This is a genomic window from Pseudomonas sp. SC3(2021), from assembly GCF_019856535.1.
Taxonomy (GTDB): domain Bacteria; phylum Pseudomonadota; class Gammaproteobacteria; order Pseudomonadales; family Pseudomonadaceae; genus Aquipseudomonas; species Aquipseudomonas monsensis.
Genome location: NZ_CP082236.1, coordinates 5674435 through 5687466, shown reverse-complemented (window position 1 = coordinate 5687466; position 13032 = coordinate 5674435). Strand labels below are relative to the sequence as shown.

At 54.8% G+C, this 13032-nt stretch carries 14 protein-coding genes, 1 tRNA gene and 5 pseudogenes; 11 read left to right on the top strand and 9 right to left on the bottom strand.

Going from position 1 to position 13032, the window contains the following annotated elements; genetic code table 11:
• The first annotated feature begins 85 nt into the window (after nucleotides 1-85).
• Nucleotides 86-162, top strand: a tRNA-Pro gene (locus K5Y35_RS25275).
• A gap of 69 nt (nucleotides 163-231) precedes the next feature.
• Here K5Y35_RS25275 and K5Y35_RS25270 read toward each other — a convergent pair.
• Nucleotides 232-945, bottom strand: a pseudogene (locus tag K5Y35_RS25270) (tyrosine-type recombinase/integrase); the annotation flags it as partial.
• On the opposite strand from K5Y35_RS25270, the pseudogene K5Y35_RS27990 reads away from it, so the two are divergent.
• Nucleotides 946-1155, top strand: a pseudogene (locus K5Y35_RS27990) (phage tail protein); the annotation flags it as partial.
• A 109-nt stretch (nucleotides 1156-1264) separates the two neighbouring features.
• Here K5Y35_RS27990 and K5Y35_RS25265 read toward each other — a convergent pair.
• Together K5Y35_RS25265 and K5Y35_RS25260 are read right to left on the bottom strand one after the other, a co-directional pair.
• Entirely contained in the window at nucleotides 1265-1543 is a 279-nt protein-coding gene (locus tag K5Y35_RS25265; RefSeq protein WP_222833269.1) for a hypothetical protein, read from the bottom strand.
• Nucleotides 1544-1646: 103 nt separating this feature from the next.
• Nucleotides 1647-1949, bottom strand: coding sequence for a hypothetical protein (locus K5Y35_RS25260; protein ID WP_222833268.1), 303 nt, complete (start codon nucleotides 1947-1949; stop codon nucleotides 1647-1649).
• Between the two features lie 142 nt (nucleotides 1950-2091).
• Here K5Y35_RS25260 and K5Y35_RS25255 point away from each other — a divergent pair, with 142 nt between their 5' ends.
• From K5Y35_RS25255 to K5Y35_RS25240, 5 genes and pseudogenes are all read left to right on the top strand, one after another.
• Entirely contained in the window at nucleotides 2092-2403 is a 312-nt protein-coding gene (locus K5Y35_RS25255) for a hypothetical protein (protein WP_222833267.1), read from the top strand.
• A 180-nt stretch (nucleotides 2404-2583) separates the two neighbouring features.
• A complete protein-coding gene (locus K5Y35_RS25250) occupies nucleotides 2584-2952 on the top strand; it encodes a hypothetical protein (protein ID WP_261991221.1) in 369 nt (122 codons plus the stop codon).
• Nucleotides 2952-3394, top strand: a pseudogene (locus K5Y35_RS25245) (transposase); the annotation flags it as partial. The gene K5Y35_RS25250 and the pseudogene K5Y35_RS25245, both read left to right, overlap by 1 nt.
• Nucleotides 3387-3506, top strand: a pseudogene (locus K5Y35_RS27985) (MFS transporter); the annotation flags it as partial. The pseudogenes K5Y35_RS25245 and K5Y35_RS27985, both read left to right, overlap by 8 nt.
• A pseudogene (locus K5Y35_RS25240) lies at nucleotides 3503-3861 on the top strand (hypothetical protein). The pseudogenes K5Y35_RS27985 and K5Y35_RS25240, both read left to right, overlap by 4 nt.
• Nucleotides 3862-3934: 73 nt before the next feature.
• Here the strand turns inward: K5Y35_RS25240 and K5Y35_RS25235 are convergent.
• Entirely contained in the window at nucleotides 3935-4336 is a 402-nt protein-coding gene (locus tag K5Y35_RS25235) for a hypothetical protein (RefSeq protein ID WP_123463317.1), read from the bottom strand.
• Nucleotides 4337-4393: 57 nt separating this feature from the next.
• Between K5Y35_RS25235 and K5Y35_RS25230 the strand changes: the two genes are divergently transcribed.
• The gene (locus K5Y35_RS25230; RefSeq protein WP_261991220.1) at nucleotides 4394-4654 is read left to right on the top strand and encodes a hypothetical protein; all 261 of its coding nucleotides are present in this window, start codon (nucleotides 4394-4396) and stop codon (nucleotides 4652-4654) included.
• Here K5Y35_RS25230 and K5Y35_RS27980 read toward each other — a convergent pair.
• Nucleotides 4644-4913: a hypothetical protein gene (locus K5Y35_RS27980; protein ID WP_259741293.1), complete on the bottom strand. Its 270-nt coding sequence runs from the start codon at nucleotides 4911-4913 to the stop codon at nucleotides 4644-4646. The genes K5Y35_RS25230 and K5Y35_RS27980 overlap by 11 nt on opposite strands.
• A gap of 837 nt (nucleotides 4914-5750) precedes the next feature.
• Between K5Y35_RS27980 and K5Y35_RS25220 the strand changes: the two genes are divergently transcribed.
• The gene (locus K5Y35_RS25220; RefSeq protein ID WP_222833266.1) at nucleotides 5751-6047 is read left to right on the top strand and encodes a hypothetical protein; all 297 of its coding nucleotides are present in this window, start codon (nucleotides 5751-5753) and stop codon (nucleotides 6045-6047) included.
• 536 nt (nucleotides 6048-6583) lie between these two features.
• Here K5Y35_RS25220 and K5Y35_RS25215 read toward each other — a convergent pair.
• From K5Y35_RS25215 to K5Y35_RS25205, 3 genes are all read right to left on the bottom strand, one after another.
• Nucleotides 6584-6841: a hypothetical protein gene (locus K5Y35_RS25215; protein ID WP_222833265.1), complete on the bottom strand. Its 258-nt coding sequence runs from the start codon at nucleotides 6839-6841 to the stop codon at nucleotides 6584-6586.
• An 850-nt stretch (nucleotides 6842-7691) separates the two neighbouring features.
• Nucleotides 7692-7961 (bottom strand): hypothetical protein, encoded by a 270-nt coding sequence (locus K5Y35_RS25210; RefSeq protein ID WP_128613883.1) that lies wholly within the window; start codon nucleotides 7959-7961, stop codon nucleotides 7692-7694.
• Between the two features lie 283 nt (nucleotides 7962-8244).
• Nucleotides 8245-8517: a hypothetical protein gene (locus K5Y35_RS25205; RefSeq protein WP_222833264.1), complete on the bottom strand. Its 273-nt coding sequence runs from the start codon at nucleotides 8515-8517 to the stop codon at nucleotides 8245-8247.
• Nucleotides 8518-8805: 288 nt separating this feature from the next.
• On the opposite strand from K5Y35_RS25205, the gene K5Y35_RS25200 reads away from it, so the two are divergent.
• Nucleotides 8806-11952: a DEAD/DEAH box helicase gene (locus tag K5Y35_RS25200; protein WP_222833263.1), complete on the top strand. Its 3147-nt coding sequence runs from the start codon at nucleotides 8806-8808 to the stop codon at nucleotides 11950-11952.
• Nucleotides 11953-12100: 148 nt separating this feature from the next.
• A complete protein-coding gene (locus K5Y35_RS25195) occupies nucleotides 12101-12430 on the top strand; it encodes a hypothetical protein (protein ID WP_123463306.1) in 330 nt (109 codons plus the stop codon).
• Between the two features lie 57 nt (nucleotides 12431-12487).
• On the opposite strand, the gene K5Y35_RS25190 is transcribed toward K5Y35_RS25195, so the two are convergent.
• On the bottom strand, nucleotides 12488-12901 hold the full coding sequence (locus tag K5Y35_RS25190; protein WP_186747794.1) for a VOC family protein: 414 nt from the start codon (nucleotides 12899-12901) through the stop codon (nucleotides 12488-12490).
• Nucleotides 12902-13032: the final 131 nt, after the last annotated feature.

Sequence of the window (13032 nt, the reverse complement as noted above, 5' to 3'; positions counted from 1 at the left end):
GCAGCGTTTGAATACTTCCAGTTTTCAAACGCTTGCGATATATTCTTGAGCGTTCTTCGAGAAGAGGAACGATTGCAAAACCAGTCGGGGCGTAGCGCAGTCCGGTAGCGCACTAGCATGGGGTGCTAGGGGTCGAGTGTTCGAATCACTCCGTCCCGACCATATTATTCAATGACTTAGCCCAACTCTAGCCAGTTGGGCTTTTTCATTGGTGGGGAGTTTTTCGGGACTTCATCCAGTTTTCCTTTTCAAGATCGTCAGTACCGGCCCACGTGAGTCTGTTGCTGATACCATATTCGCAGCCTCAATCAGATGACCAAGCTCTGCGCCTGAGTAGTGACTGGTGATGCTGCCGTTCTTGTGTCCCAGCAAAGCCTTTCGGTCTTCCTGTGTGACACCTGCTGCCCGAAGGCGCCGGCCGAACGTGTGCTTCAAATCGTGCACCCTGATGGATGCATACCCAGGGTGAGCGGGGCGAAGATTTTCCTCCTGCCAGAGTTTCGCCGCTCTCACCCGTGCCTTTTTCCAAGCTGAGTCGTTCATGCGATGCAGCGCGGTACCGTTGTAAGGGAAAACCCAGTCCTTGCTGAGGCCCCGCTGCTTATCGACGATCGACTTCGCCACGGTGTTCAGCACGACCAGTCGCTCGTCACCGTTCTTTACGCCTGACCGCTCGTTCCGGCCGCCGAAGTCTGACGGAATCAGGAACACGCTGGTGCCAAGCTCTGGCACCAATATCTCCCAATCCCACCTCAATTTGCAGACCTCTTGCTCGCGACACCCCGTGTTCACCTTGAACAGGGCCATCGTTTGCAGGTGAGCCGGCAACTCTCCGAAAAGGATCGACTGCTCTTCCCATGTCATGGGGTAGGGCTCGCGCACCTTCTTCTTCAAATCAAGCTTGGCCAGCATTGGCACCGAATCAAGCCATGGCCTGCGCTCCTCGTGGGGCGCACGGTTTACCCGAACCACGCCGGGATCTTCCTCGGAACAGATCCGGCGCTGCCGGGTGAGGATGCTGCCACGTTCGGCCCCGGGCCGTTCCTGCTGCACTACCTGTAAGGGCGGCCTTCTGAAGTCATTGTTTTCGGTGGGCCGTGGCTCGATCGAACCCGCCTGATCCTCAGACACAAAGACACATCTTCAATCACATGACGCGGATGAACCGCTCGGAGTTTGGCTATGAACCAACCATCGGAGAAGAAAGCAGCCCAGAATGAACTGCTTTCAAAGCTTGCAGCTATGTACAAAGTGAAAGAGGCAATTAGCTTTTCGCGTGAGCGGCAAGTTGCTCATCTATCCCTTTCATGACCGACTCTGCGGACTCAAAAGGAGTCTCGAAAAAATCGATTTCCTCTTTCCGGTTCCATTTGGAAATCGGATTGGCCTTCGCGCGCTCTAGCTGAGCCTTTAAATATTGTCGTTCATGAGGGGGCGATTTTTCATATATGAAGCCGGTTAGAACTTGCAGCACAGATAGCATTCCGTAGTTATACGAGCCGTCCAGCGTATCTTTTGTCATTGGCTCTTCAGGGTTGCTCATTTCACTTTCCTTGCGTTATCCGCGCCGAGATTGGCGCAATCCCAGTCCTTGGGCTTGCAGGCAAAGGACCGGGGAATCCTTTGAAGCACCGTCCTATTCGGAATCAGAAAACGATCATGGCGTGCAACTCGCCGATTTGCTCTAGAAAGTCGTCGTTTGATTGTTCGATTTGTTCAATGAGGTCATTAAGTTGCGCTTGCCTTGTCTCGTCGAACTTTGGGGAGCCCTTTTTGAGAGGGTTCTCCAATGGCACAAAATTATCGCAAACGCTGGCGTCGTCGACATTGGTGCCATCTAGAGCGGTTTTCACTGCTCTTCGTAGGACGGTAACCTTATCGAAGCTTGATCCTGGCGGACACATTGCTTCACGCATTACAGCGCCTTTTTCCGCGTTTGGGATGGGCATGATCTTCCTTGTCAATTTCGGATAAAGGCAAGAGGCTACTATCGGTGGGAGGCGGGACGTTACTGAGGATTCGTACAGCTAGACGAGAGTTGGATCCAAGTCGTATATTGGTGCTACATCCACCTTCAGTAAGGAAGTTCCAATGGGTTACGGCAGTGATTTGATGGTGGAGCAGGCTGAACAAGAAATGGAAGAGCACCGCGAAGCTTGGATCAAGAAAAATGCGAAGCTGGGCGTTCATAGTTCCCAAGATCTGGAACAGCTTTGGGATGACATGCAGAATGATCCATACCACGCAGATCCGGATATGCAATCTTATTTCGATCCGACAATTGATGATCGTCTGGCAGATCTCGAAAAGGCGCGGAAACAAGCAGCGGATGCGAGAAAGGCTAAATCTGACGCAAAGAATGGCCTGACCAAAGGCCCTCTCGATGACTTCGTTGATTTTTAAAAACGTAGGTTTTTGAGGAACAGCCCAGCCACCCGCTGGGCTTTTTGGTTTCTGCAACTCCAATGATATCTTGCAACCTTTCCCACAGGAGTGACCTGCATGAAGCTGATCCTAGGAGCGCTTGCTGCGCTGAGTGCAGCACTTGATTTGTCATCGGGTTCGTAAATGGAGCTGTCTCGCTTGAACGAGCTCTTTTTCGAGCACAATTGCGTAGCTTCGATGCGGCTCGAAATGGTGGATTTCAAATACAACCTCACGCTGACTATGTCTTCTTCAGAAGACCCAGAAACCGAAAGTGTGTCGGCTGTTTTTCATGATGTCAGCGCACTAAACCTAAGCGGCTTCGGTGGCGGATTAACCCAATTCATGGACCTCATCGTGACTCGCATCGACGACGGTCTGGATAGAATCCGGTACGAGCTGAGGGATATTGAGGACGAAAAAATTTCGTTCTACTTCTTCACCTTCACCGTGCGAGATCACAATGTAGTGGTTAATGAAACCGGACACCCATTTAGGCGAGAATGCTCGCCAGATAGAGGTGTCTGATGACCAAACAACGTCGTTCTTTTTCCGCTGAATTCAAACGCGAGGCCGCAGGCCTCGTGCTCAATCAAGGCCATAGCCATATCGAAGCCAGCCGCTCGCCTGGTGTGGTTGAGTCCGCGTTGCGCCGCTGGGTTAATCAGCTTCAGCAGGAGCGCACCGGCGTTACTCCGCAGAGTAAAGAGCTGACGCCAGAGCAATAGAAAATCCAGGAATTGGAAGCTCGAATCGCTCGATTTGAGCGGGAGAAATCCATTTTAAAAAAGGCTACCGCGCTCTTGATGTCTGAAGAGCACGAGCGCACGCGCTGACTGATCAGTTAAGTACCCAAGAGCCGGTCGATTGGCTTTGCGCAGTCTTTGATGTCACTCGTTCGTGTTACTACGCCCACCGCCTCAGGCGCCGAAGTCCCGACGTTGAGCGGCTTCGGTTGCGCAGTCGGGTCCCTGTTTGGCACATTCGGCGGATCGCTGCTCGCAGCCATTAACCGAGCCATCAAAGCCGCTGACCTCTGGGCGCTCATTCGCCAGCGGTTTGGGGGAGGCAATCCACCATGAGTCTTGAGCTGATCAACTCCATCGCCTGCGGCTTGATTGCCTTGTGGGCGTGTGGGCGACCTGGTGTGTTCTGAACGGTCGAGTGCGGGACGGTGTCATCTGCAAGCTGATCTATTCGGCGGTCGCCATCAGTGGGTTCGTCGTGATGAGCCGGGAGCAGAACATCTTCATGATGGGCCCGACGACCATCGCCGGGATCACGCTGCACGTCTCATTGGCACTTGCCGGCATGCGCCACATCTTCATGGTCATCTGGTGGCAGCGGGTGAAGGCCTGGCTCTGCCGGACGCTGAATTGTGAGCACTGCCTGCGCTGTGACAAGGCGCCGGGTGGGATCGAGCGACGATCCAAGTAAGTCGCGACACGTTTCGCGAGAGTGCAAATTGTGTCGCGTCAAATGAAAGACGTTAGCCGGTGTGCCACCTGCGTCAGGCTCTTTGCCTTTTCAGCGTAACGGCGAGCATGGCTGTTGAGACTATTCCAGGCATTAGGAATATGCATGTGAGTTCGGGAAGCCCGCGCAGGTAGTAGGCGAGAAACATGCCCCAGATCATGGCTACCACAGCAGCCAATGCAAGTGATCGAGGGTTGCGCACGTTTGGTGAGGCTGCCATCGCAAGGGCATAAATTTTCCAGGCTGACCATATCCCAAGCAGCGAGATGATAAATGCGCCTAAACCTCCCAGTAGGACTAGAGGGGGCTCTGGGATGACGAAAAAGAGTGGAATGAACAGAGCCACGATGCCAGCTGCGAAGAGGAGGGTGATTGGCAGAAGCCCGACAAGCGCTCCGATTGTCAGCGCGACTCGCAATTTTGTCAGGTTTTCCATTTCGTACCTTTAGTTCTGCACCGTTATTTGCGCGGACTTAATACCGGCAACAAGCCATTGTTTCAAGCCCAAAGGGGACTATGGGCAGGCCATGATGATTTCTATGCCGGTGTGCATCCGGAATGCATTGTAGGCGCGCTGACCCTCATGGGGCCGAAAGGCGAAGTTACGGTGTTCGGGCTCGGCACCAAGTGCGACGACCTTCAATGCTTGGGTGCAATGCGCCTGGGTGAGCAGAAGCTGATTGATGTGCTGCTCGATGGCGGGGAAGGCAGGTGTGCCGCATGTGAGTGCGGCACAGAACGTTCTATTTTTTGAATTCAACATTGGCGGTGACTAGGAGCTGGCCGTTGACGGTGACTTTGCACGCCCGCCCGGTTTCAGTCTTAGTGCCAGGCGCAAGAACCGGGTCACACTGCAGAAACACCTTCTTCCCTTGATAGTCTCGTGTCACACCTGCCGTTGTTGTGCTTGCTGGTTCCTTCATGAATTTCCGATTCCATGGCCCAAAGTAGATCTCTGGTTCGCCGCCGCCGAAGAAGCCGGATTCAGGAGTGGCGCAGATGGTGCCTTGCATCCGCTCTCCGTCGATTATGTTTGCGTCTTCGTAGCAAGAGATCATCCCTTTGGCTGTGACAATCGTCGACGGCCCTCTGTTAGTCCATGTTGGAGCGGTTACGCAGCCAGAAAGGGTGACTGCGGCGAGAGCGGCGGCGACGAGGGAGATTTGTTGAATTCGCATTAGTTGGGCGTCCTTACTTTTCGAGGCGCACACAAATACCGGCTATGGGCCACTATTTCAAGCGTAAGGGTGAATAATGGATAGGCCATATCCTCCACCGTCAATAGTTGATGCCGACTCTGGTAGCCGTATGCCTCGCCGGCGCGAATGAAGCGCGGGAGGATTGGCCCGACCTGGGCCGCGCTTCGATTTGCCATGAGGTATTGCTCCATGCCGCGCGTGGCGGCAGAAGGTGGGTATAGATTGCGAAGTTCTTTACGCTGTTCTGACGACTTAGCGGGATAGCCGAAGTAGAAGCGGCGCTTTCCGGTGTAGCCGCACTCACTCCATACGGACGATGGGCCGCAACCGCAACCGCATCCACCTTCACATCCGCAACTGCAACCGCTACACCCAGGCGTCACTACGCCTTCTTCCTCGGCCTCGCGACCTCGGGAATCCAGTAGTTGCGCCGCCGATCAAGCCGGAACCCTGCAGCCTTTTTTGCCTGCTCATATGTGGCAGGCCCGATTCGAAAGTCGTGTTCCGCACTTTGGTCTGCGACCCATCGCATAACTTTTGGCATGCAGAATTCCTCGCCCGCCGCTCACCGGCAGGCATGTAGGAAAATTGGGGTTTGGTTTGCGTTGATTTACTATTGGTCAGCCAGCAACCAATGGAAGGAACCAGATTGTGAATTTCTACGAATCGCTAAGAAGCGCCGCTCACAGTGGTGTTCTGTTAACTCAACGCTCCATAGCTTTTGCGCTCTCTGAAATGAAGGCTTTTTTGGTGTGTGCTCTAAGCTGCTATCTCGGCTTCATCGTATTGTTTCTCCTGAAAGCTGATCCGGAGACGGCGACCTTCGGTGATTTTCTCAGTGTGATTCACTCATCTTCGAACATTGCTGCTTCCTTCATAGCCGCGGCTCTTTCGGTAGTTCTGAGAGGTGTATTTCCAGGAAAACAACGGAGACTGAGTGCTGACTGACCTCTATACCCATAATCTCGACCCCGTGTAGATGAATACTTAGGCGAGCCAGGCGAGGACGGTCATATTAGGTGCGCTCTTGCTTCGAGTAGGCCGTCGCGGTCTCGCGCAGGTTGTCTCACTTCTTGCGCAATGCTTCGTTCTCGACGATAAGGGCTCGGACAGCGGTGTGGTTCGCGGCAGCCATGAATTCGGCTACCTCCTCAAGCCATATTCCCCTGTTGCGGTCCACTCCATGCCAAGCAACCGCCCAGCCTCGATCGTCGTCAACTCCGAAGTTTTAATCGAGATGCGGCGGGAACTCCGACCCCATCCCGTCGCGGTGCACAGACCAAGGGCTTGGCATTTGGCGGTCGGCAGCCTCGGCCAGTTGCTTAAGTTTTGAATAGTCACTCATCCGATCACCGCCTTTATGGTCAGTACCAATGGAAGCCAGAAGAAGAGGGTGCAGCCGAGTAAGCACTTGGTGATCATGGCGCGGCCTGCTCCGCAAGATCCTCGTCCGTGATCGTGTATTCGACTACGTTGCGCACTAGCTAGAACGTGGCGGCGCAATGCTTGCTGACCCATGCCCCCAAGATCGCATCCAGTTCCTGCCTGGCTTCGGCTGATACATCTGGCCAGTCCTCAGCGACTTCACCAACGTCGTCATACGCGCGCTCACCGAGCATTTCGATGATGTCGCCAACGGCCAAATTGTCGTTCTCGTTAAGCAGTTCGTTCAGGCTGTCGCAGTTGAACATCTCGTCATTGGCTGACCAGGTGTCTTCATGGAAATTACTTTCTTCAGACATGACTTCGTCCTTGCCGCGATAGCGGCTGAATTTGAATGGGGAGGGAGTAGCGCGATTTAGGAACGGCTTACTCTGGCCGATACCTGTCTACGCCAAATTAAAAGTTCATTGATTGGAGAAAGCGTTTTGAATTCGCAAAACGGAACTATGAAGTTTTTGAGGCGCTATCAGCTTTTGTTACTGCTGTTGATGTCGACGGCCTCGCTTATAAACGCATTTGCTCGATTCGCAGGAGACTGGAAGAGTTTTTGGACAGTGCTTATTTTGCAGGTGTTTTTCGGTCAGGCAGTGTTTGCATACATTCGGGGGTCGACGATCCACGTTGCACCTGGCGGACGTCTCTCCAAAGACGCGGATCCCCTTGGGCGTGCAGGCGTTGCGACGTTGTCACTGGCTATCTATTTTTTAGCTTTCTGTTACGAAACGCCAAAGCCAGAACCATCAATCTACGAAAAAAGAGTCTCTGACTGGACAATGCCTACGCGTGAGGAGATTGGCAGATCTTCCGATCAGAAATGATTGATGCAGCCACCTGCTGCTGTTCCTGCCGCAGCGCTTTCTGAACTGCCTCGACATATCAGGGTGAAGGAGGCGGCAAGGCAGTTCGTACCGCCCCATGTCGTCTTTGCAGTAGTCGCAACCACGGTGTTTGCGGAGAAGGGCGGAGGCTTCGGCCCGGCACGCTGCGCGCAGCGTGAACCATCGACGCCCGCCACCACGGAGCAGGGGAATCACGGGGATCGAGTCGAGAAGTCAACACGATATTCGTTAACGCAAAGGAGGGTTGGCGTGAGGGAGCAAATCAGACTTCGGGCCCCATGAATGTAAGGACCCGAAGTTTATTACAGTGTTAGATTTTTTGGATGTGAGTGATGTGAGGCTTACCGTTAATAGGCGCGTAAATCTCTACGATCGACTGCCAGCTGTCTTGTGAGCCTGGGAGCGTAGCTTTTGTCTGGTAACGGTAGTTGGTGCCATTTACGACCTGAGTAGAAACTTCTTCAGGCGTGTAGCTAACACCTACGAAGCCCTCCAAAGCTGCTTTGAAGACCTCCTGATCCTTTGGTGTCAGTTTGTGATAAGGGGTCCATCCACCTACAAGATGTTCTTGAGCTGTCATGAATTAAATCTCCCTATTTAAAATTCCTACTCATTTGGCTTTTCGGAGTACGCCCCGTTTATTCGATGGTTTCCGGAATCCATTCCTAAAGTTTTCCACGAGCCTTATATCTGTGAGACGAGGCCCAGGAAAACACCGTTACGAGCTACTGCCGGTGCGAGAGAGTGTAGATCGACGCCAAGAAGGATCAAGTTCGAGGCGAACAAAAAATCCCCGCATTTGGCCGGGCTATTTTTTGCCTGAGAAGGCTGCAGATCACGTCAAGCTGCGAGATCCAGCAACGTTAGGGTTTAGGCGCTTTCTTGGTGTCCTGGGAATCACTCGAAGTCGCTGCATCTTTCTCTGTTTCATGGTTCTCCGCCCCTGAGTTGGAGCCAGATGACTCCTCTCCCTTCTTGTCCGCCTTGTCCGTATTGGATTCAGAGCCACCTTGGTTGATACCGGGAATACCGGAAGGCGGGGCGGCTGATCCAGCACTTTTGTCTGCGGAGAAGGCCAGTAGCGGGCAAGTAGAAAGCAGACCTGCCAAGCCGAGCGCTACGATTGTCTTGTTCATGATGATGCTCCCAGCACGAGGAATGTACTGGTTTGATGGGGGATCTCTGGTGAAGGTGCAGCGTGGCTGACGAGTGGCATTAAAGAGCGGTGTGGGGGGGCATGGTTCGAACACACAGTCTTCATGCTGCAACGCTGAGTGTGAAAAGCGGCGGCGCCGCACTTGCGTGCTGGACGGTTACTGATACCTTGTTCGCCATCTTATCGGGCTGACCTGCTTTTATCCTCGTGTGGTAACTGCGGTCGCTGTGTCTTCAGGTTGGAATTTGTAAGGGATTTTTTATTCATCATGACGATGGCCGACCACGAACGCGTGCTTGATTTTTGGCACAGCGTTGAGTTTTTCAATGCCTATGACTTGGACAAGGTCCTCGAAAAATCCAGGGCTTCACGCAGCGTCGAACGGGTCAGTGAACGGTCCCTGACAGACGGCGTGTGGGAGCAGTACCTTGATCGTCGCCGCGTTCTCTACCTGCTGCCGTTCGATGTATCCCACGCCACGCGGCTGATAGAGGAATACGTCGACGGCCCTCTGACCAGTGAAATAAATCGTGTACGGGACGGCGAAATGGCGCCGGTCGGTCTGACGTGTTACGCCAGGCTGACGCTTGATCCAAACGGTAAACCTGACTTCGAAGGCCTCAGTGTTTCTGCGCTGCCTTGGGCTCTTGGCCGGTTGTGCAAGCAGGATATCGGTGCCCTGTGTGCAATGAGTTTTGACGACAGCGTGCGAACGCTCAAACGTACGCTTGCCGATGACTGGTCGCGTCATAAAGGAGAGCTGCCGGGAGCGCAATGGGTGACGGAAGTTGTCCAGCGCGTGGTTGAATGGGCTGACTTCGCCTCGCCAGAGGCGGAGCTGGCCTATCTGGATATCTGGCCGCTACCCAAGCCTGGCGATACGCCAACCGAAACCTCAACATCGGAGGCAGACGCTGACAGTACGCCGGAAGTGGCGTCAGTCGATGATTTGGCGATCCTCAACAGCTTCTATGTGCATGATCTTGCTCAGGCAAAACATTTGCTGAACAGTGATCAGCCGCCACGGGCCTTGCAGGCTTATCTGTCGATGGTCGACCAGCAGAAAACTGATCTGGATACCGCGATTGGCCAGCAGACGATTCAAGCGACACTGCACCCGAAAAAAGGCATCACCGGCCGCTGGCCAGCGCAAAGCAGGCACATCCAATCGTTGATGCAGCAGTTTGCGCTGAACAGCATGCGCGAAATGGCCACGGGCGCAGTACTGGCAGTCAATGGACCACCGGGCACCGGCAAGACGACATTGCTACGGGACCTGATCGCACATCTGGTGGTCGAGCGGGCGGATGCCTTGGCTCGATTGGAGAAGGCTGAAGATGGTGTCAGTAAAACGTGCGTGACTGCGGTGTTCGGCAATAAGAGTTTCTCGATTCCGCTCTTGTCTGAAGCGTTGACCGGTTTTGAAATGGTGGTCGCGTCCACGAACAATGGTGCGGTGGAGAACCTGTCCCTGGAGTTGCCGCAACTCAAAGGCGTCGATGGTGCCAAGCTTGCCGACTGGGGTTACTTCAAGGAAGTGGCGACCCGCTATGCGGGTACTCGAAACAGTAAACCGTGGGTCACGCCCGAACCTGTCTGGGGTTTGGTGTCGGCGGCACTGGGCAAGAAAAGCAATCGTCGACGATTCCGCGATATTTTTGTCAACCGTGCCGCCACGCCAGCGGACAAGCCTGGCGAGCAGTTTCTGAATAAGGATAAGGTTGACTTTGCCAGTTGGGATGACGTCGGTGCGATGACCTATTGGCGCTATCGTTCCGGTAAAGGCCGAGCGGATTTCAAAAGTGCCAAGGCAAGCTACCTCAAGGCGCGCGAGGTACACGATAAGCAGCGTGATCGTTTGCTGGTGCTTGCCGAATTGTATGAGCGGTTGCAAAAGGCGTTTCCTGCCATCAAGGCGACGTGGCCGTCGGCACCGGACCTGTGCCCGCAGAATCTGACTGTACTGATTGAAGGGGTTGCGCGTCAGATCGAACGCCTGAAAAGTCAGCAGCAGGCGATCGAGCGAAAGCTGGGGCCGTCGTTCTTTCGCTGGCTGGCACAGTGGTTTCGCAAAGGGCTCTATAAACAATGGTTGGACGCCTGCACGAAACTTGATTCAGTACGGGAGTTCGAGCGTGAGTTGCTGGACCTGCCCCGATTGATCGCGGAGTGTGACGTTCATCTGTGGGACGGCACACCGCTGGACAGCAAGGCCAACCAGACTCATGCGTTCTGGCAGGGCAGCCGGTTCAACGAAGCCCGCAGCGATTTGTTTGTTGCGGCGATGACGTTGCACGAAGCATTTTTTCTGGAAGTGGCGAGCCCTAGCCTGATTTTCGCGCTGACCGCGATGCTCGAGCGCCAGCCTTTGACGCCTGCTCGCCGTGCCCTGTGGCAATGGTTCTTCATGCTGACACCCGTGGTGTCGAGCACGTTCGCCTCGATTCGCGCACAGTTTGCCGGACTGGGTGCGGAAGACCTCGGGTGGTTGATCATTGATGAAGCCGGTCAGGCTCCGCCACAAGCCGCCGTGGGAGCAATCATGCGGGCCAGGCACGTGGTGGTGGTCGGCGACCCGTTGCAGATTGAACCGGTTGTGACGCAGTCCACCCGGCTGCTGGAGCAATTGGGGACATTCTGGCTCGGCGACTCGCGCTCACGCTACGCCATTGACAGTCATTCGGTACAAACCTTTGCTGATCGGGGCTACGGGCAGGGCGTCACGCACCCGCTGGATCCCGAGAAGTACATTGGCATTCCACTGGTCATGCATCGCCGGTGTGACAATCCCATGTTCGAGATCTCCAACCGCATTGCCTACGCCAAGCGTATGCAACATGCCAAGGACTCGACCATTACCGCCCACCCGATACTGGGGGTCAGTGCCTGGTGGAATGTAAGCGGCGAATCGCAGGACGGCACCAAGTACATCCAGGCTCAGGGGCAACGGTTGCTGGGTGAGTTGATCAGACTCTACTTGTCCGTTACCAGTGAAGGCGCTTCCGAACTGCCGCCGGTGTTCATTATCACCCCGTTCCGCGAGGTCAAGGCCGGCCTGGTCAGTCTGCTGCAGGATAAGCAGGTATGGAGGGCGGCATTGCCGGCGGATGTGCAGGTCCCGACCAATCTCGTTTCGTGGGTCAGTACCTGTATTGGCACGGTGCACACGTTCCAGGGCAAGGAAGCCGATATCGTGTTCTTTGTGCTGGGCTGCGATTCCCGTCGTTTGGGGGCGATTGACTGGGCTGCTTCAAGTCCGAACTTGCTGAACGTCGCTGTGACGCGGGCCAAAAAACACCTGTACATCGTGGGGGATCAGGCACTTTGGGGCGAACGCCCCTATTTTGACGTCGCCCGTCAGCTGCTGGCCAGTGCTAAGGCCAGCGTACAGACGCGGGAAGCGCAGCTGTCCTGAGGCTTATGCAGACGCGCCGTTTCGAGGATCTCTTCCAGGGATCCTTGGGCTGCGGAGCGACAGTCGTCAGCGAGGCGGCAATTTGCTGGCCCCCGAGTTGCTCAGCTCTCGTCAAACTCGCCTTTTTTCAAAAGGTTAGGTTGGCTATATGCGGACGATTGTCATAACCGTTGCAACGCTTTCCCTGGCTGTCCTCGCCTCGGGAGTCCAGGCGAAGGAATTAAGCAAGAGTCACCGTTTCGCCTGCACCTGGGGTTCTGAAATTGCCGCAGGAGCGCAGCAGTCCAAGTTGTCAGGTATTTCGTTGTATGGCGCGCGCAAGCAACTGCAGGTGCGCAAATTCCAGCAACCGTGGATGCGCATGACCGCGATGGGGATTACCGAGCAGACGTACAACAGCACTTCGAAGCTCAAGCCTGCGGCGGTCAAACAGACCTATTACGAACAATGCGTGCGGCATGAATTGGCGCAGCGCTAAACCCGAAAGCCCAACCTGAACCGGTTGGGCTTTTTTATGCCTGACGGACCGTGGGCGTTATTTTTCGCTTTCGCAATTGACCATCCACGGCACACCAAAGCGATCGACCAACATGCCAAAGCGCACAGCCCAGAAGGTGGCTTCCAGCGGCATGTCGACGCGACCATCGCTGGCCAGTGCGTTGAACACGCGTTCGGCCTCGGCAATGCTGTCGACGTTCAGCGAGATTGAGCAACCACTCATGCCCTGGGTCGGGCGATCGGGTGTGGTGTCGGAGGCCATGATCATCTGGTCGCCAACCTTCAGGCACGTATGGATGATCAGGTGGTGGTGTTCTTTGGGGACATGCTCGGCGGCAGGGGTTTCGCCGAAGGTCATCATTGCCTCGAGTTTTCCTTGCAAGGCTTGTTCGTAGAACGTGAAGGCGGCGCGGCAGTCGCCGTTGAAGATCAGGTACGGGTTGATTCTCATGATGGGCTCCCGAATAGGCAGTAGGGCGAAGCGCGGCCGGGTGTGCCGAAGCTAGCACCATGTAGTGACTCCATCCAGCAAAGCCCTGGAGCGCTGAATTGCCAGCCGATGCTGCAATTTTTTTGATTCAA